This window comes from Streptomyces sp. NPDC001401, from assembly GCF_042895385.1.
Taxonomy (GTDB): Bacteria; Actinomycetota; Actinomycetes; order Streptomycetales; family Streptomycetaceae; genus Streptomyces.
The window spans coordinates 36,637-60,956 of sequence record NZ_JBIAWI010000030.1; the positions used below are offsets into that span (position 1 = coordinate 36,637).

The 24,320-nt window shown below is 69.4% G+C and carries 24 protein-coding genes and 1 pseudogene; 10 read left to right on the forward strand and 15 right to left on the reverse strand.

Annotated features, from left to right (window positions below; translation table 11 throughout):
* Positions 1–50: 50 nt before the first annotated feature.
* Together ACFY10_RS51835 and ACFY10_RS51840 are read right to left on the reverse strand one after the other, a co-directional pair.
* Positions 51–464, reverse strand: a pseudogene (locus tag ACFY10_RS51835) (tetratricopeptide repeat protein); the annotation flags it as partial.
* 31 nt (positions 465–495) lie between these two features.
* Positions 496–657, reverse strand: coding sequence for a hypothetical protein (locus tag ACFY10_RS51840; protein WP_390672411.1), 162 nt, complete (start codon positions 655–657; stop codon positions 496–498).
* Positions 658–739: 82 nt separating this feature from the next.
* Between ACFY10_RS51840 and ACFY10_RS51845 the strand changes: the two genes are divergently transcribed.
* Complete coding sequence (locus ACFY10_RS51845; RefSeq protein WP_390672412.1) at positions 740–1,585, forward strand: hypothetical protein; 846 nt, start codon at positions 740–742, stop codon at positions 1,583–1,585.
* Positions 1,586–1,960: 375 nt separating this feature from the next.
* Here ACFY10_RS51845 and ACFY10_RS51850 read toward each other — a convergent pair whose 3' ends face one another.
* Complete coding sequence (locus ACFY10_RS51850) at positions 1,961–2,224, reverse strand: hypothetical protein (protein WP_390672413.1); 264 nt, start codon at positions 2,222–2,224, stop codon at positions 1,961–1,963.
* Positions 2,225–2,663: 439 nt separating this feature from the next.
* Here ACFY10_RS51850 and ACFY10_RS51855 point away from each other — a divergent pair, with 439 nt between their 5' ends.
* Positions 2,664–2,828 carry a hypothetical protein gene (locus ACFY10_RS51855; protein WP_390672415.1) on the forward strand — a complete coding sequence of 55 codons (165 nt, stop codon included), beginning with the start codon at positions 2,664–2,666 and terminating at the stop codon, positions 2,826–2,828.
* Positions 2,829–3,077: 249 nt separating this feature from the next.
* Here the strand turns inward: ACFY10_RS51855 and ACFY10_RS51860 are convergent, their stop codons facing one another.
* From ACFY10_RS51860 to ACFY10_RS51870, 3 genes are all read right to left on the reverse strand, one after another.
* Positions 3,078–4,130 (reverse strand): threonine aldolase family protein, encoded by a 1,053-nt coding sequence (locus ACFY10_RS51860; RefSeq protein WP_390672416.1) that lies wholly within the window; start codon positions 4,128–4,130, stop codon positions 3,078–3,080.
* Positions 4,131–4,132: 2 nt separating this feature from the next.
* The gene (locus ACFY10_RS51865) at positions 4,133–4,819 is read right to left on the reverse strand and encodes a TetR/AcrR family transcriptional regulator (RefSeq protein WP_390672417.1); all 687 of its coding nucleotides are present in this window, start codon (positions 4,817–4,819) and stop codon (positions 4,133–4,135) included.
* Positions 4,820–5,343: 524 nt separating this feature from the next.
* Positions 5,344–5,598: a hypothetical protein gene (locus tag ACFY10_RS51870; protein WP_390672418.1), complete on the reverse strand. Its 255-nt coding sequence runs from the start codon at positions 5,596–5,598 to the stop codon at positions 5,344–5,346.
* A 256-nt stretch (positions 5,599–5,854) separates the two neighbouring features.
* On the opposite strand from ACFY10_RS51870, the gene ACFY10_RS51875 reads away from it, so the two are divergent.
* The gene (locus ACFY10_RS51875) at positions 5,855–6,463 is read left to right on the forward strand and encodes a hypothetical protein (protein WP_390672419.1); all 609 of its coding nucleotides are present in this window, start codon (positions 5,855–5,857) and stop codon (positions 6,461–6,463) included.
* Positions 6,464–6,598: 135 nt separating this feature from the next.
* On the opposite strand, the gene ACFY10_RS51880 is transcribed toward ACFY10_RS51875, so the two are convergent.
* Both ACFY10_RS51880 and ACFY10_RS51885 read right to left on the reverse strand, forming a co-directional pair.
* Entirely contained in the window at positions 6,599–7,012 is a 414-nt protein-coding gene (locus ACFY10_RS51880; RefSeq protein ID WP_390672420.1) for a VOC family protein, read from the reverse strand.
* On the reverse strand, positions 7,009–7,593 hold the full coding sequence (locus ACFY10_RS51885; RefSeq protein WP_390672457.1) for a dihydrofolate reductase family protein: 585 nt from the start codon (positions 7,591–7,593) through the stop codon (positions 7,009–7,011). The genes ACFY10_RS51880 and ACFY10_RS51885 overlap by 4 nt, the downstream gene beginning before the upstream one ends.
* 156 nt (positions 7,594–7,749) lie before the next feature.
* Between ACFY10_RS51885 and ACFY10_RS51890 the strand changes: the two genes are divergently transcribed.
* The 6 genes from ACFY10_RS51890 to ACFY10_RS51915 all read left to right on the forward strand — a co-directional run bounded on the left by ACFY10_RS51890 (position 7,750) and on the right by ACFY10_RS51915 (position 13,457).
* Positions 7,750–8,076: a hypothetical protein gene (locus ACFY10_RS51890; RefSeq protein WP_390672421.1), complete on the forward strand. Its 327-nt coding sequence runs from the start codon at positions 7,750–7,752 to the stop codon at positions 8,074–8,076.
* Positions 8,077–8,301: 225 nt separating this feature from the next.
* Entirely contained in the window at positions 8,302–9,390 is a 1,089-nt protein-coding gene (locus ACFY10_RS51895; RefSeq protein ID WP_390672422.1) for a sugar ABC transporter substrate-binding protein, read from the forward strand.
* A gap of 99 nt (positions 9,391–9,489) precedes the next feature.
* Complete coding sequence (locus ACFY10_RS51900) at positions 9,490–10,551, forward strand: ABC transporter permease (RefSeq protein ID WP_390672423.1); 1,062 nt, start codon at positions 9,490–9,492, stop codon at positions 10,549–10,551.
* 2 nt (positions 10,552–10,553) lie between these two features.
* On the forward strand, positions 10,554–11,375 hold the full coding sequence (locus tag ACFY10_RS51905) for an ATP-binding cassette domain-containing protein (protein ID WP_390672424.1): 822 nt from the start codon (positions 10,554–10,556) through the stop codon (positions 11,373–11,375).
* Between the two features lie 92 nt (positions 11,376–11,467).
* Positions 11,468–12,277 (forward strand): GntR family transcriptional regulator, encoded by an 810-nt coding sequence (locus ACFY10_RS51910; RefSeq protein WP_390672425.1) that lies wholly within the window; start codon positions 11,468–11,470, stop codon positions 12,275–12,277.
* A 271-nt stretch (positions 12,278–12,548) separates the two neighbouring features.
* The gene (locus ACFY10_RS51915; protein WP_390672426.1) at positions 12,549–13,457 is read left to right on the forward strand and encodes a class I SAM-dependent methyltransferase; all 909 of its coding nucleotides are present in this window, start codon (positions 12,549–12,551) and stop codon (positions 13,455–13,457) included.
* A gap of 498 nt (positions 13,458–13,955) precedes the next feature.
* Here the strand turns inward: ACFY10_RS51915 and lysA are convergent, their stop codons facing one another.
* Both lysA and ACFY10_RS51925 read right to left on the reverse strand, forming a co-directional pair.
* Positions 13,956–15,290 carry a diaminopimelate decarboxylase gene (gene lysA / locus ACFY10_RS51920; protein ID WP_390672427.1) on the reverse strand — a complete coding sequence of 445 codons (1,335 nt, stop codon included), beginning with the start codon at positions 15,288–15,290 and terminating at the stop codon, positions 13,956–13,958.
* A gap of 13 nt (positions 15,291–15,303) precedes the next feature.
* Complete coding sequence (locus ACFY10_RS51925) at positions 15,304–15,639, reverse strand: SAV_915 family protein (protein ID WP_390672428.1); 336 nt, start codon at positions 15,637–15,639, stop codon at positions 15,304–15,306.
* A 275-nt stretch (positions 15,640–15,914) separates the two neighbouring features.
* On the opposite strand from ACFY10_RS51925, the gene ACFY10_RS51930 reads away from it, so the two are divergent.
* Positions 15,915–16,481: a universal stress protein gene (locus ACFY10_RS51930; protein WP_390672429.1), complete on the forward strand. Its 567-nt coding sequence runs from the start codon at positions 15,915–15,917 to the stop codon at positions 16,479–16,481.
* A gap of 5 nt (positions 16,482–16,486) precedes the next feature.
* Here ACFY10_RS51930 and ACFY10_RS51935 read toward each other — a convergent pair whose 3' ends face one another.
* From ACFY10_RS51935 to kdpA, 5 genes are all read right to left on the reverse strand, one after another.
* Positions 16,487–19,030: a DUF4118 domain-containing protein gene (locus ACFY10_RS51935; protein WP_390672430.1), complete on the reverse strand. Its 2,544-nt coding sequence runs from the start codon at positions 19,028–19,030 to the stop codon at positions 16,487–16,489.
* A gap of 1 nt (position 19,031) precedes the next feature.
* Positions 19,032–19,715 carry a response regulator gene (locus ACFY10_RS51940; RefSeq protein ID WP_390672431.1) on the reverse strand — a complete coding sequence of 228 codons (684 nt, stop codon included), beginning with the start codon at positions 19,713–19,715 and terminating at the stop codon, positions 19,032–19,034.
* Between the two features lie 132 nt (positions 19,716–19,847).
* Entirely contained in the window at positions 19,848–20,516 is a 669-nt protein-coding gene (locus ACFY10_RS51945; RefSeq protein WP_390672432.1) for a potassium-transporting ATPase subunit C, read from the reverse strand.
* Positions 20,517–20,521: 5 nt separating this feature from the next.
* On the reverse strand, positions 20,522–22,657 hold the full coding sequence (gene kdpB / locus ACFY10_RS51950; protein WP_390672433.1) for a potassium-transporting ATPase subunit KdpB: 2,136 nt from the start codon (positions 22,655–22,657) through the stop codon (positions 20,522–20,524).
* Entirely contained in the window at positions 22,654–24,318 is a 1,665-nt protein-coding gene (kdpA, locus tag ACFY10_RS51955) for a potassium-transporting ATPase subunit KdpA (RefSeq protein ID WP_390672434.1), read from the reverse strand. The genes kdpB and kdpA overlap by 4 nt, the downstream gene beginning before the upstream one ends.
* Positions 24,319–24,320: the final 2 nt, after the last annotated feature.

The window sequence follows — 24,320 nt, forward strand, 5'->3', positions numbered from 1 at the left end:
AGTTGGCGCTTCTATTGCCAGCCGTCGAGAGAGACCTCCGGGCCTTCCCCGCGGGCCGCTGCGGGCTTCTCTCCGGTGGCGGCGTAGGCGCGGGCGTGGGTGATGTGCAGCAGCGCCTCGGTCTGGCCGTCGACGTGGCCCAGGCCGCGCGTGAGGGCGCCTTCGACGAGGTCGACGCAGTGGTGGGGCTGCTTGAGGCTGAGGGCTTGGTGGGCGAGGACGCGCATCATCCAGGCGGCGTGACCGCGCGGGTCGGCTTCGCAGGCGAGTTGGTAGCCGACCTGGTAGTAGCGCTGGGCGGCGCCTTCTTGGCCGAGGTCGTGATGCTTCCAGCCGGCGAGGTAGGCGAGTTCGGCGACGGCGCCGAAGGCCGCTTGCCGTAAGGCTTCGTTCGGGAAGCGGCCGCGGAGCATGGGAGCGGCGGTGTCGGCGAGGTAGGCGGTGACGGTGGTCAGGCCGTGGCCGCAGGCGCACGGCGAGGGCATCTGACCGGGATCAATGGCAGTGGTCTCCGCCCTGCGCGCGACGGACTGGAACGAAGAGGCGCACCGAATCCTCTTCCACGCGGCCACCGCGCGACCGGCGGGCGCCCTCCCGCGTATAGTTGAACGGCTTCGCCGCGAGCACCGGAAGACCGACGCCGATCACGGCGCTCATGACCCGTCCCGTCGAGAGCCTCATCGCCCCGCAGACAGCTGAACCGTCGCTTCCGGTCGCCGGGTTCGCCTACGGTGCCCGCGTGACCTCGACCGACACATCGCCGCTGGTACTGCACGGCCGCCGAAGATCCGTTGCCCGGCTGGGTTCCGGCGAACTGCTGCTCGACACGGCCGCGGTGCGCCGCCGTATACCCGTGACAGCGATTGAACGGGTGGACGTCAACGGCCCGAAGGGCCGCAGGCTCACCATCGTGCTGACCTCCACCGGCGCCCCCGTGACCTACACCCTCCTCTCCCACAGCGCACCGGCCGTCCGGGAGTTCGCCGAGGCCGTCCGCCGGGCGCTGCCCGTGCGGGACGCCGACGAGTCACAGGCGGACGGCGTGCGGCTGGTGTCCCAGGAACCGCTGGAGCGGCCGGCACCGGACAACCGCCGCCGCGCCCGCCGGACCGCAGGGGCCGTCTACATACTGATGCCCGTCGCGCTGCTGGCGACCGGCGCGGGCCCGGTCCCCGTGATCCTGTGGATGGTGAGCCCCGGCCCGATCGCCTGCGGGTGGCTGGCCGCCCAGGGCGGCTGGAGGGCGCTCCGGGAGGGCTGGGCGCTGCGCACCAGGGGAATCGTGGTGGAAGGCCGGCTGAAGGACTCCTGGGTCTACGACGGCACCTACGGACCCGTCACGCAGTACGTCTACGAGTACGTCGACACTCACGGCGCACCCCATGAACACACCGGCTCGGACGGCGGCGGAGCAGAACGAGTCGAGATCCTCTACGACTCCGCGGACCCGGCCAGCAGCCAGGTCGGGCGCCGTACCGCCGGGTGGCTGGTCTTCGGCACGCTGCTCTTCCTGGTGCTGGGAGTACCGATGCTGCTGGTCGGCGGAGTACTCGCTGCGGTCGCCGTCTACACGCTGCTCGTCTGAGCGCTCCGATGGAAGGACGGTGATGAACCTGCGGGCCACCACCAACCGGACTTCGGCCGGTACTCCGACGGCACCCGGGTGAACACGTCCGAATTCGGGACCGGGTCCAGCTCCGGATCAGCCGGGAAGCCCGCTGCATGGGCACTGCCGGGGGCGATCCAGGTCGACTGGGCGAAGACGGCGGCCGTGGCCGCCGCCTAGATGGGACCAGTGCGAGTTTGAATCAATTCAACAAGAGTCGCACCTAAGCTCCGTCAAACGTGAGCCGACGACGTCGACAGTGACCGTGTGTCAGCAACTGGGCCCCGTGCGGTGTTGCCAACGGCGACACGACGTTCGCCAAAGCCGGTTCCATCGACCGCACTTCGGATCCTGTCAGGCGCCGAGCCGGAGGGGAGTGCCACTCTCGCCGGACTCGCGCAGGGCCTCAATGACTCGTGCCTGGCCGACGGAGTCCGCCTGCCCGAAGACCGGTTCCGCACCGTCGGCCAACGCCCGTGAGAGGGCGTCGAATTCGACGCGGTAGACGGCGTCCTCGTCCTGGAGGCCGTGCCGGCCCTCCGGGTCGACGGGTACGTGTTCGCGGCTGCCGTCGAGGCGGACGACTTCGATGGTCTTCTCGCGGCACAGCCAGGGCACACCAGCATCGAGCTGACCGGACTGTTCGGCATCCGCAACGTCGCCACCATGTCCGGGCAGCCCGCCGCGGACCCGGGCGGCCGCGCGCCCGCCTGGAGCGTGGAACCGTGGAACAGCGCAGCGAGCGAGGTCCTCGAATACCAGTGGACGGAGGCCGCCGCCCCCTTCCGGAAGGACACCGAGCAGCGCGCCCGGCGTGCCCACGTTCGGATCTGCATCGAGATGCACCCGCACAACCTCGTCTACAACCCCGCCACCCTGCTCCGCCTCATCGAGCGCACCGGCTCCACCCACATCGGCGCCGCGATGGACCCCAGGCACCCCCGGCCCCGACGGCCCCCACGGCCCCCACGGCCCCCACGGCCCCAACACCCTGAATCTGGGCGGGCGTTACGTTCTCAACCGCCTCCCCGAGGACGCTCCCTGGAACTTCGTCGCCGTGGGCCGCGGCCACGACACCGCGTACTGGGCCGAGTTCCTCGCGGCGCTCACAAAGGTCGACCCGGACATGGCCGTCAACATCGAGCAAGCGGACGCGGAACTCGGCCAGCTGGAGGGCCTTGAGACGGCAGCCGCCACGCCGCTCTCGGCCGCGGGACGCTGAGGACGCTCTGCCCCGGCTGCGGTCGGGGCCTCAGCCGACTTGGACACCTGCATCACGTCGTTGAAGCACGGCAGCCAGGCCGACAGTCGCGGCGGTGCGGTCCGCACGCGCACGGCCATGTGTACGCCATGTGTGCGGGACAGGTGGGCATCGAACGCTGCCTGTGTATGGCGGTCACCTCGCGCCTGCTACGGCAAGAGGATAACGCCATGCGCGACCTGCCCTCGTCGCTGCTCACCCGACGAACCGTCAGGCGGCGTGCCTGCGGACGGCTTGAAGGAGGTGGTCGATCTCCTTTGGCGCGGTGGCGAAGGAAGTGACGAAACGGGCCACCCCCGGCTCCCAGCGGTCGTGGTAGAAGGCGTAGCCGTCGGCCAGGAGCCCTTCGGTAACGCGCTGGGGCAGGCGGCAGAAGAGGATGTTCGCGTCGGCTGCGCCGAGCAGTCCGACTTCGGGTATCGCCTTCAAGCCCTCCTGGAGGCGCGCGGCCATGGCGTTGGCGTGATGTGCATTGCGCAACCACAGGTCGTCAGTGAGGTAGGCCTCGAACTGGGCTGCGTGGAAGCGCATCTTGGAGGCGAGCTGGCCGGCGCGTTTGGCGCGGAAGGCCAGTTCGGCGGTGAGGGAACGGTCGAAGACGACGATCGCGTCGGCGGTCATCGTGCCGTTCTTGGTGGCTCCGAAGGACAGCAGGTCGACGCCGGCCCGCCAGGTCAGCTCGGCGGGGGCACAACCCAACGAGGCGACGGCTCCGGCGAACCGGGCACCGTCCATGTGCATCCGCAGTCCCGCCTCCTTGGCGATCGCGCCCAGAACGCGAACCTCGTCGAGGGTGTAGACCGCCCCGGTCTCCGTGGCCTGGGTGAGGCTGACCGCCGAGGGCTCCACGCTGTGCACGTCTCCGGCCTTGTGCCGTCCGGCCGCCCGCAGTTCGTCGGGGGAGATCTTGGCGTCGTCGCCACCGAGCGGAACGAGTTTGGCGCCTGCGGTGTAGAACTCGGGCGCGCCACACTCGTCGTTGTTGATGTGGCTGTCGCGGTGGCACAGCACGCTGCCCCAGGGCGGAGTCAACGCGGCCAGGCTCAGTGCGTTCGCGGCAGATCCCGTGGAGACCAGCAGCACGTCGACTTCGCGCTCGAATACGTCACTCAGACGCCGTCGGACCGCGGCCGTGCTGTCGTCGGCCCCGTAGGGCAGGGCCTGGCCGGAGATCTCCCGAGCCACGGCTTCGAGGATCTCCGGGCAGGTGCCGGCGGCGTTGTCGCTGCTGAAGATGCGCGCCGTGGAAACCGTGGCGTTCATGGTCAGGGTCCTTCCTGTGCTTTGACGCCGACCGAGGGCGAGACACGTGACGTGGCCGGGTCGGCGGCCTCAATGAGTTGACGCAGGGCGCCGTGGTAGACCTCGTCGTCGGTGACGGCGGGCACGATTTCGGCCAGATGGCCGGTCAGCACGGGGAAGTCCTCCGGGTCGAGCGCGGCAAGCGCGGTACGAGTCGCGGCCAGAGCGGACTTCGGATCGCGGTGGTCGACAAAGCCCGCGCTGCCAAGGGTGAGCAGGTACATCCGCCGGTAGGCGGTGATCGCCTCCCTGGGGGTCATCCCGGCCTCGATGCTGTCGGCGAGCTGCGGTTCCACGAGGCGAGCCAGCAGGTTCGGGCCCATCCAGGGGCGCGCCCCGCGCAGCGTCACCAGGCCCGGATGGGCGGCGAGCAGCCGGTACAGGGCGGTGAACCGTGCCTCGGAGGCCGTCGCCCAGTTCGCGTCCGGCACGGGCATGGGGAGCCGGGCGGCCAGGTGATCGAGGCAGAGGTCCAGGAGTCCGGCCAGGTCCGTGCACCGGCGCTGGACGGACGCCAGGGAGATGCCGAGTCTCGCGGCCAACGCCCGGAACGTCAGTGCTTCGGGGCCGCCCTCGTCGACCAGCTGAAGGGCGGTCTCGGCGATGCGGTCCGGGGTCGCACGGTCGAGTGAAGGGGAGTGGCGAGGCATACGAGTCATTGTACGATACGCCGTATCGAACCGAGCTCGGTCGTGGAAGGCGCCGTCGACCACCAGCTGTTCGCATTCCACGCCTGCCGCCGTCAGCCGGTTCGCGAAAGGCGATGTCCTCCTCATGGAACAGGTCCAGCGAACCGACACCGATCCAGGCCGGTGGCAGTCCGGACAGGTCCTCACACCGCGCCGGTGCGGCGAGGGCGCCGCTCAAGAGCCGGCCGGCGCTATGGGCAAGGAAGTCACCCGCAACGGCGGCGCCGGCCGCAACGGCACCGGCGCATCCTCAACCGACTGGCCATGGGCCGTCTGCCGGCATTCCAGCGGCACAAGCGCGACGACCGCAGATGGAAGCGGTACGAGAAGCAGCTGCCCGGCCGGCAGGTGCCGTCAGAGACCACGGCCCAGGCGCAACCGAAGATCGCCAATGGCACACCGACAACTGATCTTGGGTGGCAAACCGCGAGACAGCCAGACACCCGCAGGTCGGACAAGATCGACATGCTGTGCGCGATGAGACCCTACACTTCGGGATCCAGCTCGAACGTGAAATAGACGCTCAGACAGTACGGCTCGTCCTCGTCGTGGAAGAAATCCCAGGACACGTCTGTCAGGCGGATTTTCTGTTCCCGCACCCACTCATGGGCTTTCTTGAAGGCTTCCGCGGCAGTTGTGGCGGGGAACAGCTTCCTGGCCATGGGGTGTACCCCAGTTTCAGCGTCCGAGTCGTCGAAACCCTCCGGAACGTCCAGGCAGAAGTCCGGATTCAGCACCATGGAGCGCGCCCCTTCCAATCGGTTTGCCGTGACGAATCGACAGAGGCTGATCCTCTGAGCACGACGCCCGTTAAGACTTCCGAATCCCCGGGAAGGGTTGCTTCTGCCGGCCATGCGGCGAGGCGCCGCAGCCGGTGGAGCCTCCCCCGCGGTGATCCAACGGGTGCTCTCAGCTACCGTGCGCGGGTGCCCGTCGCGATGGAGCTGCCGAGATCACAGGAAGCACTTCGACGGTCGCCTGTGGCCCGTCGACGGGATGATCGTCGATGTGGAAGTTCACCATCCCGGCATCGGCAAGCCGGTGCAAAGCGGTGCGCACCAACACGGGCTGGACGCCCAGGGCCTGGGCGGCAGGGCGGAGTGGGAACTGAACGGTGCGAACGGCAGCGGCCTGACGCCCATCAACTGCGAGATCGACAAGGAGTCCCGCCACGATCGCGCCGTGGGGGACCTGCCGCGCTCTGAGCACCCAAGGCAACGTCCAGTCACCCAAGGAGACATGTTTCATTCACCCTCCCTTCACTTTTTCGTCACCTTGCTGTCCCTGATCAGCTTCTGTGGCCGCTGCCCCTCAGGCCACTCGGGCAGGCTGAACGGGCCAGACACGCCTCAGCACCCCCAAGCCAGCGCTGTCGGTAGCGCCACGTCGGGCGTCAGGCTGCCCGATTCCGTGCCGCAGGCGGCCGGCCTCCTGATCCCGCTTCTCCGGAATCACATGCCGGACACCGCGCCCGCGGCGGCTGTAAGCCGTGTTTCGCCGCCGACGCTCCTCGAACCGATGGCGCGTGGAGGGAGCCCGTCAGTCCAGGGGGAGGCCGACGCGCTTGGCGGAGCCCGCTGGACCAAACAACCCCTGGCCCGCTGAACTGAACCGCGTTTACACACTCCCTGCGGGACCAGGAGTAATCGTCAAGACCTGTGGATGGGGTGGGATGTCGCCTCGCGTTGCGCCGCGGTCGCGCCGAGGGGAAGCTTCGTCACTCCGCAGACCGTGGCCGCCTCAGGCGAAGTCTGCTGCGGTGATGCCGTCGGGATGTCCGGACGGCCACTCCACCAACTCGATCCGGTAATCGTCCGGGTCCGTGAGCCACGACGTCTTCGGGCCGTGAGGGCCGCCCGGGTACTGGAGGGGTTCGGGCCGCAGGCCGGCTTCGGTGAGCGTCTCCAGGGTGGTGGCGAGCCTCTTCACCTGGATCGCGAGGTGGTCGAAACCGCTGCCCACGTCGACCGGTCCGTCGCCGGGGCGGTAGACCAGTTCGAGCGAGGCCGCCGGTTCCTCGGGGAACTTGAGGATGACGAGGCGAGCCCCGTCGCCGACCTCGACCCTGCCCAGTTCGGCGTAGCCCAAGGCGGTGTAGAAACCGAGCGAGCGGTCCAGGTCGGTGACGCGGTAGGAGACGAAGAGAGTCTTCACGCGGCCGCCCCGGGGCGGCGCACCCGGTAGCGGAGATGCGTAACGTCTCGATCCTCGAGCCGTCGGACGAGGTCGAGTTCGATGTGATCGCTACCCAGGTGGTCGAACAGCCGTCGACCGTCCCCGAGGAGGACCGGAACCAGGTGGATCTCCATCTCGTCCACCTGCCGGGCGCGGAGAAGTGCTTGGGCCGCGCCCGCCCCATGGACCATGACCGGCCGGTCCCCTGCGGCTGCGCGAGCCTGACGGGCGCAGTCCTCGACATCGGTGCCGAAACGCGCGTGGCCGGGTGGCACGTCCCCGTCATCCACCTGGTGAGTGAGGACGAAGATCGGCACGCCGTCGTGGTGATCGCCCTGCCAGCGCCCGGCGAGTTCGAAGGTCCGACGGCCGGAGATCACCGCGCCGGTCGCCAGCGCTTCGCTGTAGACCTGGCCGCTCGGACCATCGCCCTCCCGGTCGTCGAGCCAGTTGAAGAGCCGTCCACCGTCGCGTCCGAGCTCCTGCCCTGGCCGATCGTCCGGGCCGGCGATATAGCCGTCGAGCGACATCGACATGTACAGCCGAATCGGGATGTTCATCCTGGCCTCCATCTCCCCTCCATGACACCGGGATCCGGCGTTTCCTGATCCGCCGACGGGGCGGGCTTTTCACAAGGAAGACTTCAGGCAACCAGCAAACTCATCGGCTCGACGCGCCGGCCTACTGCCGGGCTGAGGAGGCAGGAGTGATGACCCGTGGATCAATTGCGGTCGCTCAGGCCGCGTGCGTTCCTGGACGCCGCTGACCAGCAGCAGCTGTGCGGTGATGCCGAGCAGCAGGGCAGCGAGGCTCAGGCCCACGAGGCGAACCTGTTGCGTCGGCAGGCCTCGACCAGCCTCTTCGGGATGACCGGCGAGAAGACGAGGTTGTGCGGGTGCATCTCGATGGCGACCCGGACGTCGCCCTCCCGGGCCGGCAAGTCGATCGGCCCGCCCTTCCAGCAGCCCGGACGGTACGTCCACATGTCTGCACAAAGTCTTGACACGCCCCCGAAACACAAGCATGCTCTGCGCACCGTCTAAAGCGCTTTAAAAAGTCATCACATCCCTCGCATTCCGCCACCTGTGGATGCCTGGCCCCCTTCCGCCCAACGCCCCCATCCGGGTTGGCGGCAGTCCGGCCCCATCGCCTCCGCACGCCCAGGGCCGCCCTTGGTGTGCGCGGGACAAATCGCCACATGTAATCCGATGTCCTCCAGGCCCCGCCCCACGCTCGCGCCAGGTTTCACATGAAGGAGCACCCCGCACATGGAACGCACGCAAACCCGGCGCCGGTTGCCCGGCCGGCTTCCCCGACGAGTCCTCACCGCGGTGGGCCTGCTCGCCGCGACGGCTACCACCCTGGCCGGGTGCAGCAGCGGCGCCGCCAAGAGCGGTTCCTCGGACGAGACTGCGGCGAGCGGCGGTGCGGCGACGGCCGCGGCCAACGGTGGCGGCAAGATCTCCATCTACGTCATCGGCGGCAAGTCCGACGACCCGTTCTGGTCCGCGGTCAAGCGCGGCGGCGAGGACGCGGCGAAAGTGGTGCAGGCGGCCGGCGGCAAGGTGACCTTCCTGGGCCCGCAGAACTACGACAACCTCGGCCCGGACGCCGCCAAGCTGACGCTCACCGCGCTGTCGCAGAACCCGTCGGCGATCGTCGGCCCGGACTGGGTGCCCGACAACCAGGACTCCGCGTTCAAGCAGGCCACGGGCAAGGGAGTCCCCGTCTTCATCTACAACTCCGGCGGCTCCGCGGCGGCCAAGAAGGTCGGCGGTCTGAAGTACATCGGCTCCGACGACTACGAGGCCGGCAAGGCGGGCGGCGTCAAGTTCGCCGAGTCGGGCGCCAAGAACATCCTCTGCGTCAATACCCTGCCCGGCGGGGCCAATTCCGAGGCCCGGTGCAAGGGCATCAAGGACGGTGCCAAGAGCAAGGGGGCCACGTCCAAGCAACTGGCCCTGCCCTCCTCCAACTTCGGCAACCCGTCCGCCGTCACCCAGGCCATCAAGGGGGCGCTGCTGAAGGACAGCAGCATCGACGCCCTCGTGACGATCGGTGTCGCCGACGCGGACAGCGCCGCCTCCGCGATCAAGCAGGCGAACGCCGGTGACAAGGTGAAGCTGGGCACCTTCGACGTCTCGCAGACCCAACTCGACCGCATCAAGGCCGGCTCCCAGCTGTTCGCCATCGACCAACAGCCGTACCTGCAGGGCTTCTACGCCGTATCGATGGCCTACCAGTACCTGGCCTACGGCCTGTTCCCGCCGCAGGACCCGCTGCTGACCGGACCGCTCCTGATCACCAAGGACAACGTCTCCCAGGCCATCGCGGGCACCAAGTCCGGCGTCCGCTGACCCCCCTCCCACAGGTGCCGGGCCCCGCGGGGCCCGGCACCGCATCCGCGCACACCCGCCGCGCACCGGAACCAGATCCACGAAGGTGACAGAAGACCGATGACAACCCAACTCCCCGACACGACGGCCGAGAAAGAGCCCGCCGTCGCCACTCCGAAGCCGCCCGAGAGCAAGCTGGGGCAACTGCGACACCGTCCCGAGGTCGGCGCGCTCATCGGGACAATCAGTGTGTTCGTCTTCTTCGCGATCTTCGGCGGCGAGAAGTTCCTCGCCCCGGCGGGCGCGGCGAGCTGGCTGAACATCGCCGCCGAGCTCGGCATCATCGCCATCCCCGTCGGCCTGCTGATGATCGCCGGAGAACTCGACGTGTCGGTGGGCTCGGTACTGGCCGCCAGCTCGATGACCCTGGCGATCGTGTCCGGCTACTGGGGTGCCCCGATGATCGTCGGCATCCTGTGCGCGCTGGGCCTCGGCCTGCTGACCGGCCTGCTCAACGGGATCATCGTGACCCGCACCAATGTCCCGTCCCTGGTCGTCACCCTCGCCACCCTCTCCGGCCTTGCGGGCCTCACCCTCGGCCTCTCCCGCGTCACCACCGGCACCACCAGCGTCGCCATCCAGCCCGACCCGCTGTCGAAGTCGCTGTTCGGCCAGCTGATCGGCGGCCAGTTCGAGGTGGCGATCTTCTGGTGGCTCGGCCTCGCCGCCGTCGTCACGGTGGTGCTGCAGGGGATGAAGTACGGCAACTGGATCTTCGCCATCGGCGGCGACAAGGAGAGCGCCCGCGCCCAGGGCATCCCGGTCGCCAAGGTGAAGATCGCCCTGTACATGGCCAGTGGCTTCGGCGCCGCTCTGGTGGGCGTGATCCAGACCATCCTCTACAACGGCGCGCAGGTCGCCAACGGCCAGTCCTTCGTCTTCAACTCCATCATCGCCGTGGTCGTCGGCGGCGTCCTGCTGACCGGCGGCTACGGCTCCGTTCTCGGCGTGCTCCTGGGCACCCTGACCTTCGCCATCGTCAACCAGGGCATCTACTACACCGGTTGGAACTCCGACTGGGCCAGCCTGATCCTCGGCGTCCTCATCCTCACGGCCGTGCTCATGAACAACACCTTCCGCCGGCTCGCCCTGTCCGCCTCCCGACCCGCGAAGAAGGCCTGACCATGACCGCACCCCTTCTCCGTCTGACCGGTATCAGCAAGTCGTTCCTCGGTACCAACGCGCTGCAGGACATCTCCCTGGAGGTGGACGCCGGCAAGGTGCTGTGCCTGCTCGGCGACAACGGCGCCGGCAAGTCGACCCTCATCAAGATCCTCTCCGGGTTCCACAAGCCGACCACCGGCGCCATCGAGGTCAACGGCCGGTCGGTCGTCTTCGACAGCCCACGCGACGCCAGTGACCAGGGCATCGCCACGGTGCATCAGTTCGGCGGCACGTTCCCGCTGATGGGTGTCGGCCGCTGCTTCTTCGTCGGGGCCGAACCCACCAAGGGCTTCGGCCCGTTCAAGCTGTTCGACAAGAAACTGGCCGGCGAGATCGCCGTACGCGAGATGCAGTCCCTCGGCATCACCCGCGTCACCGACGGCGGCCGTCTGGTGGGCAGTCTGTCCGGCGGTGAGCGCCAGGCCCTGGCCATCGCCCGCGCCGTCTACTTCGGCGCCAACGTCCTCATCCTCGACGAGCCCACCGCGGCCCTCGGCGTCAAGGAGGCCGCGCACGTCCTGCGGATCATCATGCAGGCCCGCGCCAAGGGCGTCGCGGTCATCCTCGTCACCCACAACGTCCGCCACGCCATGATGGTCGGCGACCACTTCGCCGTACTGATCCGCGGCCAGAAGGCCGACGACTTCCGCAAGGGCGAACGCACCCGGGAGCAGATCACCGACCTCATGGCCGGCGGCGAGGCCATGGCCGACCTCGAAGCCGAACTGGCCCAGATGCAGCTCGAGATGGAAATGGAAATGGAGACGGACTCCGAGAGCTGATCGCGCACATCACGACGGGGCCGCGGGGGCGTTGGAGGACCGCGCCCCCGCACTGTCGACCGTACTTGCACCCAACACGTCAGGACGACGCCATGCGGGATGCACCTCCCGATGTCCTTGCGCGCGGCTCCACGCTCCCCGGCATCGTCCTGGACCGCACGAGCCGGACACCGCTGCACCGGCAACTCGCCGAGCAGCTCCGACGCGCCATCGAGTGCGGCCGGTTGGCGCCCGGCGCGGTGCTCAGCAGCGAGCCCAGGATGGCCGAGGAGATGGGCCTGTCGCGGATCACGGTCCGCCATGCGATCCGGTCGCTGACGGAGCAGGGGTTCCTCGTACGCCGCCGGGGCATCGGCACCCATGTGGCGCACGGCCGGCCGCCACTGACCGTCGATCTCGCCGCCGTCCACGAGGACCTGCGCGAGGCCGGACGCGCTCCCGCGGCCGAAGTCCTGTTCTGCAGGACCGAACCCGCCGCGCCCGAGGTGGCGGCCGCCCTCGCCATCCCGGAGGGCGGCCAGGTCACCGTCCTGGAACGGTTGCAGTACGCGGACGGCCTGTGCATCGGCCGTCTGCGCAACCATCTGCCCTCCGACCTGTTGCATCCGGAGGCGCTCAGCAGGCTCGACGGGCGGCTGGCAGCCGTCGGTCTGTACGGCCTGATGCGGGCGGCCGGAGTCCTCGTGTACACCGCCCAGCACGCCATCGGGGCCCGCGTCGCCACGGCCGAGGAGTGCGAGCTGCTCGACGTGGCCGAGGGCAGCGCCCTGCTCACCCTGACCCGCATCATGATCGACCAGACCGGCCGCCCCGTCGAATACGGCAGCCACTCCTACCCACCCGCGCGACGTGGCTTCGAGTTCCGGCTCAGTGCCGGGAAGACGCCCCTGAGCCCCGGCTGACCCCGTGGAGCTGCCGGCGGCGCGAATGCAAGGAGCAGGCTGACGTAGATCACCAGCGGCAGCCGCAGCCAAGTCCTTCAGCCTGGTCTCGGCCGGGGGGGCTCCCCCTAGGACCGTATTCGGGCGAGAAGACGCGCCCGATGGGCACACCCGCCTCGCACCCCACACCGGGCGGCCTGCTCTGTCACAGATCTTGGAGACCGGTCGCGGAGGGGCACCGCACCGCAAAACCAGTAGAGCCATCGGAGCATGTGTCCGTACCGTCCGCGGGGTGACCTATCTGAGCCCCCTGGGATATCTGCTGGGAATCGAGGGGGCCGCTCTGCTGCGCGGCCTCCGGGAGGGAAGCGCCGACCAGGCGTTCGTCGAGGCCCGGATCGCCGAGATCCGCACCTTGCTGGACACACCCGCCCTCGCGCACGCCGAAGGGGTCACGGCGAATCCGGGCACGATCAGCGCGGCCGACGTCTACCAGGACTGGGCGCCGCACTATGACGCCCCCGGCAACCAGATGATCGACATTGAACAGCCCGTTGTCCGACGCATCCTGGACGGCCTACCTGTCGGCACGGCGCTGGACGCAGCCTGCGGCACCGGCCGCCACACCACCTACCTGCAGGAACTGGGCCACCACGTGATCGGCGTGGACGCATCACCGGACATGCTCGCCCAGGCCCGCAAGCGCCTGCCGGACGTCGACCTCCGCGAGGCCGACCTGTACCGGCTCCCGCTCCCCGACAACGCGGTCGACACCGTCGTCTGCGCGCTCGCTCTGACACACGTCCCCGACCTGGCCCCCGTGCTGGCGGAGTTCGCGCGCGTCCTGCGCCCAGGCGGAAACCTCGTGATCTCGGATGCCCACCTGCTGGTGTCCTACCTCCGGCCGACCCTGGCCCGCCGCCCCGGCCCGGACGGCCTCCCCTCCCTCCTCGCCGAGTACCACCGCCCGCTCAGCGCCTATCTCGCAGAAGCCCTCCCACTGGGCTTCCAGGTACGACACTGCGAGGAACCCCGCCGCCCGCACCACTCCCTCAACCCCGACACCGCCCCGGACCCACTCCCGGCCTACCCGTCCTGGGACCTGCTGCACTGGTGCCCAGAAGCGTCCGCTGCGGCCCTGGACGATTCGCCGATCGTGGTCATCTGGCACTTCCAACTCGAAGGCACCCGGAAGGGCTGAGTCACCGGACCAGATCGCTTGAGACGGGACAGCAGTGTTCGATTGCGGTGGGTCGCTCTTTCAGCGCACCGCGCAGTCCTGGCTCTTTGCCGGGGCGCGACAGCCTGGGCGGTTCAAACCGTGCGAGGGGCTCGCACCACGGCATGTTCTGCCGATTTCGGTGTGTCGGTGTAGCGGGGGGGGTGTTCGGCTGCCAGTCGTAGAAGCCGGCCAGCCACAGGTGGGCCGCTTCCCCTCCGCGCAGCGCAGCTTCACGGCGCGGGGGGCGCGGCGGCGCTGGATCCGGAGCAGCGCGGGATCGACGGTCGCCGAATGTCCGATCCCCCGGCCTCGGCCCCAATCCACCGCCGCCAGGGCTCTTGGTCCTCCGCGTCCCCACAGCCATGCCATACGCCATCGGATTTCGTCGGGGCGGGTCGGTCGGCGTGGGTGAGGGAAGGCCGACCCGCCCGGGAGTTCGCGTCGCTGGAGCAACTCTGACGATCAAGCCCGCGCGGGCTACACGCCCACGTCGCGGCTGCAGATGTCGTCCAGGGACTCGCGGCGTACGAGGAGGCGGACGCAGCCGTCACGTACGGCGGCCACCGGTGGACGGCCGACCAGGTTGTAGCCGGACGCCAGGGACAGGTGGTACGCACCCGCCACGGGCACACCGAGCAGATCCCCTGGGCGTACGTCGCCGGGGAGTTCGACGTCCGCGGCGAGGATGTCTCCGGCCTCGCAGTGCCGGCCCACCACGGTCACCCGGGTCGGGTCGGCGACGCTGTGCCGGCCGATGAGGCGTGGCGCGTACCGCACGCCGTACAGTGCCGGCCGCGGGTTGTCGCTCATGCCGCCGTCCACCGCCACGAACACCTTCTCGCCCGCGTGCTTAGCGGACAGCACGTGGTAGAGCGCGATGCCGGCCGGGCCGACGATCGCCCGCCCCGGTTCGATGGCCAGGTGCGGCACGGGGAGTCCGGCCGCGGCGCACGCCTCGGCGAGTTCTTTACGCACCCGGTGGGCCAGTGCGGTCAGATCGAGGCCCTGCTCGCCGGGGCGGTAGGCGATCCCGTGACCGCCGCCCAGGTCGAGTTCGGGCAGGACGAGGCCGTGTTGCTCGTGCAGCCGGGCCATGAGGCCGACCATGCGGCGTACGGCGGCGAGGTACGGCTTGACGCTCGTGATCTGCGAGCCCAAGTGGCAGTGCAGGCCGGTGAGTTCGAGTTGCGGCTGGTCGAGTATCCGGGCGATGGCGTGCTGGGCGTAGCCGTCGGAGATGGACAGGCCGAACTTCTGGTCGTCCGTGCCGGTGCGGATCTTCTCGTGGCCGCCCGCGCTGATCCCGGGAACCACCCGGACCATCACCTTCTGATGGCCGCCGGGGCCGACGGACGCGGCCAGGCGGGCGATCTCCGAGGGACTGTCGATGACGATGCGGCCGACTCCGAGCCGGAGGGCGGTGTCCAGGTCCCGTGGGGACTTGGCGTTGCCGTGCAGCACGATCCGCTCCGGCGGGAAGCCGGTGGTGACCGCGAGTTCCAGCTCGCCGGCGGAGCAGACGTCCAGGCCCAGGCCCTCCTCGTCCATCCAGCGGATCATGGCCCGGCACAGGAACGCCTTGGCCGCGTACAGGACTTCGGCGTCGGGGAAGGCGTGCCGGTAGGTGCGGCAGCGGTCGCGGACCTCGTTCTCGTCGAGGACGTAGACGGGGGTGCCGAACCGGTCGGCGATCTCCGCGAGCGGTACGCCGCCCACGGCCAGGTCGCCCGGACGGGGCTCGGTGGTCGACGCGGGCCACACCGACAGTTCGGCGGAGGCGGAAGGGGCGGCGGGTTCGTGAAGGGTGGTCATGTGTCTGCTCCTCTCAGGCGATCCGCAGCGCGGGAACAGCAATGGCGGGCTCGACCGGTGCGGGCGCCGGTGCCGAGAACTGCGGGTCCAGCGTGACGGTGGTGATGCCGAGGGGGGCGGTCAGTGCGCGCAGGGCCGGTTCGGCGAGGCGGATCCACGCCTGGTCGGGGCCGAGCGTGGCGGTCAGTCGTTGTGCGGAGGTGAAGCCGACGGCCGTTCGGTCGCCGAGCGGGGTGCGGAAGAGCCGGGCCGCACATCCGGAGGGGCCCGGCCGGACCGGGACGTACAGCAGTCCGGCCGGGAATCGATCGGAGGGCTCGGGGTCGTCGTCGTAGAGAAGTTCTGTCATGGAGTGCCTCCGAAGGGGCAGGGAGCGCGTGGTCTTGGAGGCCCCGGACGCGGGGAGGCGGACCGGGGCTCGCCTTCGACGTTATGCCCGGTGCCCCGGGCACCCGGACGTGCCCTGACGGGACGCTGACGTCGATCCGGTCGACCTTGACGAAGCGCTGACACTGCTGGTGAGAGGGGGTGGAAAGGGCGTCAGGAGGGCGCCAAGAACTGGCGTGAGGGGTGGTCTGAAGCCTCGGGACAGGGGTGAGATGGAAGCGTTCCGAGGAGGATCAGATGTCCGAGTCCCACCTGCCCCCGACCGCTCGCCTCGTCGTTGGAGTGAGCGGCTCGGCGGGCAGTGTCACCGCCCTGGTCCGGGCCGCAGACGAGGCCCGGCGTCGAGGCGCCGAGCTGTGGCCGGTGCTGGCCTGGGAGCCTCCCGGCGGAGACCTCGCGGCCCGCAGGTCCCCGGCCGCGGCCGTCCTGGTCCCGGAATGGGAGCGGCTGGCGCGGGAGCGGCTGCTCAAGGCGTTGCGTGACGTGTTCGGCAGTACGGACTCCGGGCTGCCCGGACAGGCCCTCGTCGCCCGGGGCGCCCCGGGACGGGCGCTGGTGCAGATCGCCGACCGGGAGCGCGATGTGATCGTGGTCGGCGCCGGACGGCGGGGCCGTCTGTACCGCGCGCTGTGGCCGTCGGTCGGCCGCTACTGCCTCGCCCACGCCGGCTGCCCCGTCCTCGCGGTGCCGCCGTCCCCGCTGCAGGCCGCGCTGGAGGCCGCGCACCGCCGGAACGTGCTGCGGCTGCGGCTGGACACCGGGCGGCTCGAGCGGGAGTTCGACACCGTGCCGCCCGGCGCCTGAGCGCATCAGGACGTGGTCGCGGCCGGCAGTTCCGACTGCTGCGGCAGCCGCTCGGGGGCCGTCCGTACGGCGAGCACCATGGTGAGGCCGCCCCCGGGCGTGTCCTCGGCGTGGAGCGTGCCGCCGACGGCCTCGGTGAAACCGCGCGCGACCGCCAGGCCGAGGCCGACGCCGGCGCCGCGGGGTGAGTCGCCGTAGCGCTGGAAGGGTTCGAAGATGCGGTCCTTGGCCTCGTCGGGGACACCGGGTCCGCGGTCGACGACCCGTACCTCGACCCGGTCGGCGATGGCGCTCGCCGAGACCAGGACCTTCTCGCCGGGCGGGCTGTACTTGACGGCGTTTTCTACGACGTTGGCGACGGCCCGCTCCAGCAGCCCCCGGTCGACGTGGACCATGGGCAGCGTCTCGGGGATGTCCAGCTCCACGCTGTCCTCGGGCACCCCGCCCAGCGCCATCGGCACCACCTCGTCGAGGTCTGTCTCACGGATGATCGGGGTGACCGTGCCGGTTTGGAGACGGGACATGTCGAGCAGGTTGCCCACCAGGAGATCGAGCCGGTCGGCGCCCTCCTCGATGGCCTGGAGCAGTTCCATCTGGTCCTCTTCGGACCACTCGACGTCGTCGGAGCGCAGTGAGCTCACGGCGGCCTTGATGCCCGCGAGCGGGGTGCGCAGGTCGTGGCTGACGGCGGCGAGCAGCGCGGTGCGGATGCGGTTGCCCTCGGCCAGCTCCTTGGCGCGGTCGGCCTCGTGCTGGAGGCGCTGGCGGTCCAGGACGACGGCGGCCTGCGCGGCGAACGCGGCGAGCACCCGGCGGTCCGCGGCCGGCAGCACACGGCCGCGCAGGGACAGGGCCATGTGGTCGCCGACCGGTACGTCGACGTCGGCGTCCTCCGGGTTCTCGGCGGGCTGGGGTCCCACACTGCCGGCGCAGGTCCAGGGAGCCGTCTCGCCGGTCCGCTCCAGCAGGGCCACGGACCCCATGCCGAAGGTCTCGCGGACCCGTTCCAGCAACGCCTCCAACGTGGTTTCCCCGCGCAGGACGTTGCCGGCGAGGAAGGACAGGATCTCCGACTCGGCCCGCAGCCGCGCCGCTTGGTGGGTGCGGCGGGCCGCGAGGTCCACCACCGAGGCCACCGACACGGCGACCCCGACGAAGATCGCGATGGCGACGATGTTCTTCGGGTCGGCGATCGTCAGGGTGTGGACGGGCGGGGTGAAGTACCAGTTCAGCAGCAGGGAACCCACCACCGCGGAGCCCAGTGCCGGGAAGAGACCGCCCACCAGGGCCGCCGCCACCGTCAGCGTCAGGAACAGCAGCATGTCGTTGGCCAGGCCGACGTCCGGAGTGGCACTGGTGAGCAGCCAGGTGAGCAGGACGGGGCCCAGCACACCGACGAGCCAGCCCCAGATGACCCGGGAGCGTCCCAGGCGGGCACCGCGCGCCGCCGGCAGCCCGCGGCCCTTGCCCGCCTCGTCGTGGGTGATCAGGTGGACGTCGAGGTCGGGCCCCGAGTCCCGGGCGACCGTCGCGCCGACGCCGGGTCCGAAGACGTTCTGCCAGCTCCTGCGCCGGGAGACGCCGAGGACGATCTGGGTGGCGTTGACCCCGCGGGAGAAGTCCAGCAGGGCCACCGGTATGTCGTCGCCCACGACCTGGTGGAACGTGCCGCCGAGGTCCTCCACCAGCGTGCGCTGGACGGCCAGTTCCTTCGGGGAGGCGGCGGTGAGCCCGTCGCTGCGGGAGATGTAGACGGCCAGCACCTCGCCCCCGGCGCCCTTCTCCGCGAGCCGAACGGCCCGGCGGATCAGCGTCCGGCCCTCGGGGCCGCCGGTCAGGCCGACGACGATCCGCTCCCGCGAACCCCAGATGGTCGAGACCTGGTGCTCGCTGCGGTACTCGGTGAGATACGCGTCGACCCGGTCGGCCACCCACAGCAGCGCCAACTCCCGCAGGGCGGTGAGGTTTCCCGGCCGGAAGTAGTTCGAGAGAGCCGCGTCGACCTTGTCCGACTTGTAGATGTTCCCGTGTGCCATACGGCGGCGCAGCGCCTGCGGCGACATGTCGACCAGCTCGATCTGGTCGGCCCGGCGCACCACCTCGTCCGGCACGGTCTCCCGCTGCCGTACGCCGGTGATCGACTCGACGACGTCGCCCAGCGACTCCAGGTGCTGGATGTTGACGGTCGAGATCACGTCGATACCGGCCGCCAGCAGCTCCTCCACGTCCTGCCAGCGCTTGGTGTTGCGGGAGCCGGGGATGTTCGTGTGGGCCAGTTCGTCGACCAGGGCCACCTGGGGGCGGCGGGCCAGGACGGCGTCCACGTCCATCTCGGTGAATACGCTGTCCCGGTACTCCAGTTCCCTGCGCGGAATCTGCTCCAGGCCGTGCAGCATCACCTCGGTGCGCGGCCGGTGGTGGTGTTCCACGAAGGCGACCACACAGTCCGTCCCGCGCTCGATACGGCGGTGTGCCTCGGAGAGCATCGCGTACGTCTTGCCGACGCCGGGTGCCGCACCGAGGTAGATCCGAAGCTTGCCGCGTGCCATGTCATCCCTCGAAGCGGTAGCCCATGCCGGGCTCGGTGATCAGATAGCGGGGGTGGGAGGGGTCCGTCTCCAGTTTGCGGCGCAGCTGGGCCATGTAGACGCGCAGGTAGTTGGTCTTGTTGCTCTGCGAGACGCCCCAGACCTCCTGGAGGAGGTGTTTCTGCGTGATCAGCCGGCCCGGATTGGTCACCAGGATCTCGAGCAGGTGCCACTCGGTCGGAGTCAGCCGCACGTCCCGCCCGCCGAGGACGACCTTCTTGGCGAGAAGGTCGATGCTGAAGTCCGCCGTCTCGACCAACACCGTCTCCGGTACGAGCGGCGTGTCCTCGGTACGGCGGACGGCGGCCCGCAGCCGGGCCAGCAGTTCGTCCATGCTGAAGGGTTTGGTGATGTAGTCGTCGGCGCCCGCGTCGAGCGCGGCGACCTTCTCGTCGGACCCCTGCCGGGCGGACAGGACCAGGATCGGCACTCGGGTCCAGCCCCGCAGGCCCTTGATGATGTCGACGCCGTCCATGTCGGGCAGGCCCAGGTCGAGCATGACGACGTCGGGCTGACGCGCGGCGGCGAGCCGGAGGGCCGTGGCACCGTCGGGGGCGGCGTCCACTCCGTACTTGCGCGCCTGCAAGTTGATCACGAGGGCCCGTACGAGCTGCGGGTCGTCCTCCACCACGAGCACCCGGGTCATGGGTGTGTGCCTCTCCTGTCGTACGTCGACCGTGCGCGCCGGAAGCGGGGCGACCGACTCCATGGCGGCGGGAGCCGGCGGATCCGGGATGCTGCCCCGGCCGCCGACTCCCCTCTGGGTCGCGTAAGGCCATCACTTCTTCGCTACGAGGTCCTTGAGCGCGATGTTGAGTTCGAGGACGTTCACGCGTGGCTCGCCGATGAAGCCGAGGGTGCGGCCGTCGGTGTGCTCGTCGACCAGCTTCTGTACCTGGGCGACGGTCAGGCCGTTCTTCTCGGCGATCCGGTGGACCTGGATGTCCGCGTACTGCGGGGAGATGTTCGGGTCCAGGCCGGAGCCGGAGGACGTCACCGCGTCGGCGGGCACCTCGGACGCCTTGACCGTGTAACCGGCCACCGAGTTGTCCTTGATGACCGCGGCCTTGGCGTCCTCGACCTGCTTGATCAGGTCCTTGTTGTCGGCGGACAGGTTGGTGGCACCGGACAGCAGCAGCTTGTACTGCGTGTTGAGGCTGTTGGCGCCAAGCCCGTTCGCCGGACGGCCCTGGAACCACGTCAGGTCCCGATCCGGGGTCTGCTGGCCCTTCTTCAGCGGCAGGTTGTACGACTGCCCGATCAGCGAGGAGCCGACGACCTTGCCGTCCGACTTGATCTCGGAGCCGTTCGCCTTGTTGTTGAACAGCGCCTGGGCGACGCCGGTCACGACCAGCGGATAGATGACGCCCGTCACCAGGGTCAGCACGAGCAGAGCGCGCAGGCCCGCCCCGAGCAACCGGGCTGTGTTCTTGACGGAGTTGTTCATGGCGGTCAGCCGATCCCGGGGATGAGGGAGATGAGCAGGTCGATGAGCTTGATGCCGATGAAGGGCGCGATCAGCCCGCCGATGCCGTAGATGGTGAGGTTGCGCCGCAGCATCTTGTCCGCGCTGACCGGCCGGTACTGCACGCCCTTCAGCGAGAGCGGCACCAGGGCGATGATGATCAGCGCGTTGAAGATGACCGCCGAGAGGATCGCGGAGTCCGGCGAGGACAGGCCCATGATGTTGAGCTTGTCGAGGCCCGGGTAGACGGCCGCGAACAGCGCCGGGATGATCGCGAAGTACTTCGCGACGTCGTTGGCGATCGAGAACGTGGTCAACGCTCCCCGGGTGATGAGGAGTTGCTTGCCGATCTCGACGATCTCGATGAGCTTGGTCGGGTTGGAGTCGAGGTCGACCATGTTGCCGGCCTCCTTGGCGGCCGACGTACCGGTGTTCATCGCCACGCCGACGTCCGCCTGGGCGAGCGCGGGCGCGTCGTTCGTGCCGTCACCGGTCATGGCGACGAGCTTGCCGCCCGCCTGCTCCCGCTTGATGAGCGCCATCTTGTCCTCGGGAGTCGCCTCCGCGAGGAAGTCGTCGACGCCCGCCTCCTCGGCGATCGCCTTGGCCGTCAGCGGGTTGTCACCCGTGATCATGACGGTCTTGATGCCCATGCGGCGCAGCTCGTCGAACCGCTCCCGCATGCCCTCCTTGACGACGTCCTTCAGATGGATGACACCCAGGATCCGGGCGCCCTCGGTGTCTTCGACGGCGACGAGCAGCGGGGTGCCGCCCGCCTCGGAGATCCGGTTGGAGAGCGTGTCCGCGTCCCCGGCGACCGTGCCGCCCTGCTCCTGGACCCAGGCGATGACCGAACCGGCTGCGCCCTTGCGGATCCTGCGCCCGTCGACGTCCACACCCGACATACGGGTCTGGGCGGTGAAGGCTATCCACTCGGCCCCGGCCAGCTCGCCCTGGTGGCGCTCGCGCAGGCCGTACTTCTCCTTCGCCAGTACGACGATGGAGCGGCCCTCAGGCGTCTCGTCGGCCAGCGACGACAACTGGGCGGCGTCGGCCACCTCGGCCTCCGTCGTGCCGCTGACCGGCACGAACTCGGCGGCCTGACGGTTGCCGAGCGTGATGGTGCCGGTCTTGTCGAGCAGCAGGGTCGACACGTCACCGGCGGCCTCGACCGCCCTGCCGGACATGGCGAGTACGTTGCGCTGCACCAGCCGGTCCATGCCGGCGATGCCGATCGCCGAGAGCAGGGCGCCGATCGTGGTCGGAATCAGGCAGACCAGCAGCGCCACCAGCACGACCAGCGTCAGATGCGTGCCCGCGTAGTTCGCGAACGGCGGCAGCGTGGCAACGGCCAGCAGGAAGACGATCGTCAGCGATGCCAGCAGGATGTTGAGCGCGATCTCGTTCGGCGTCTTCTGCCGGGCCGCGCCCTCGACCAGGTTGATCATCCGGTCGATGAAGGTCTCGCCGGGCTTCGTCGTGATCTTGATGACGATGCGGTCGGACAGCACCTTCGTACCGCCGGTGACGGCACTGCGGTCGCCGCCGGACTCGCGGATGACGGGTGCCGACTCACCGGTGATCGCCGACTCGTCGACGGACGCGACGCCCTCGACGACGTCACCGTCGCCGGGGATGATGTCGCCGGCCTCGCAGACGACCAGGTCGCCGATCTTCAACTCGGTGCCGGGGACCTGCTCCTCGGAGCCGTCCTTGAGCAACCGGCGAGCGACGGTGTCGGTCTTGGCCTTGCGCAGCGTGTCGGCCTGCGCCTTGCCGCGGCCCTCGGCGACGGCCTCCGCCAGGTTGGCGAAGACCACGGTCAGCCACAGCCAGGCGCTGATCGCCCAGCCGAACCAGTCGCCCGGGTCCTTGAAGGAGAAGACGGTGGTCAGGACGGAGCCGATCCACACCACGAACATCACGGGGGACTTGACCATCACCCGCGGGTCGAGCTTGCGGAAGGCGTCCGGCAGCGACTTCAGGAGCTGCTTGGGATCGAAGAGGCCGGCACCGACACGGCCCTCGGGAGCCTTGTGCCCGGTGGGTACGTCGCTGTGCGGCGCCCGGGTGGGAGTGGCTGTGGACATCGAGTCCTCGTGGTTTTCGGTACGGGTGGTCATGACGCCAGCCCCTCGGCCAGCGGACCCAGCGCCAGCGCCGGGAAGTACGTCAGACCGGTGATGATCAGGATCGCGCCCACCAACAGACCGGTGAACAGCGGCTTTTCGGTACGCAGGGTGCCCGCGGTCTCCGGGACCGGCTTCTGCTCGGCGAGCGAGCCGGCCAGCGCCAGCACGAACACCATCGGCAGGAAGCGGCCGAGCAGCATCGCAAGTCCGGTCATGGTGTTGAACCAGTCGGTGTTCGCGTTCAGGCCGGCGAACGCCGAGCCGTTGTTGTTGGCGGCGGAGGTGAAGGCGTACAGCACCTCGGAGAAGCCGTGCGCACCGGAGTTCAGCATGGAGTTCGGCGGGGTCGGCAACGCCATGGAGGCAGCCGTGAAGATGAGCACCAGGGCCGGGGTGATGAGGATGTAGCAGGCCGCCAGCTTGATCTCGCGGGTGCCGATCTTCTTGCCCAGGTACTCGGGCGTACGGCCGACCATCAGTCCGGCGATGAACACCGCGATGACCGCCATGATCAGCATGCCGTACAGGCCGGAGCCGGTACCGCCGGGCGCGATCTCGCCCAGCATCATGCCCAGCATCGTGATGCCGCCGCCCAGGCCGGTGAAGGAGGAGTGGAAGGAGTCCACCGCACCGGTCGAGGTCAGGGTGGTCGACACCGCGAAGATCGACGAGGCGCCCACGCCGAAGCGGGTCTCCTTGCCCTCCATCGCGCCGCCGGCGGCCTGCAGGGCCGGGCCGTGGTGGGCGAACTCGGTCCACATCATCAGGGCCACGAAGCCCAGCCAGATCGTGAACATCGTGGCGAGGATCGCGTAGCCCTGCTTCACCGAGCCGACCATCACGCCGAAGGTGCGGGTCAGCGCGAACGGGATCACCAGGATCAGGAAGATCTCGAAGAGGTTGGTGAAGGGCGTCGGGTTCTCGAAGGGGTGGGCGGAGTTGGCGTTGAAGTAGCCGCCGCCGTTGGTGCCGACCTCCTTGATGGCCTCCTGCGAGGCGACCGCGCCGCCGTTCCACTGCTGGTGGCCACCCATGAACTGGCCGACCTCGTGGATGCCGGAGAAGTTCTGGATGGCACCGCAGGCGACCAGCACGATCGCGGCGACGACGGACAGCGGCAGCAGGATGCGCACGACACCACGCACCAGGTCGGCCCAGAAGTTGCCGAGCTCACCGGTGCGGGAGCGCGCGAAGCCTCGTACGAGGGCCACCGCCACTGCGATGCCGACGGCCGCGGACACGAAGTTCTGCACGGCCAGACCGGCGGTCTGCACGACGTGACCCATGGTCTGCTCGCCGTAGTACGACTGCCAGTTGGTGTTGGTCACGAACGAGGCGGCCGTGTTGAACGACTGCGCCGGGTTGACCGAGTCGAAGCCGAGCGAGCCGGGCAGGATGCCCTGCAGCCGCTGGAGCAGGTAGAGGAAGAGGACGCCGACCGCGGAGAAGGCGAGGATCCCTCGCAGGTACGCGGGCCAGGTCATCTCGGTGTCGGGGTTGGCACCGATGCCCTTGTAGATCCACTTCTCGACCCGCAGGTGCTTGTCGGAGGAGTAGACCCTGGCCATGTAGTTGCCGAGGGGGATGTAGGCGAGCGCGAGCGCGCCGATCAGGGCGACCAGTTGGAGGACGCCCGCGAGTACGGGACCCATGT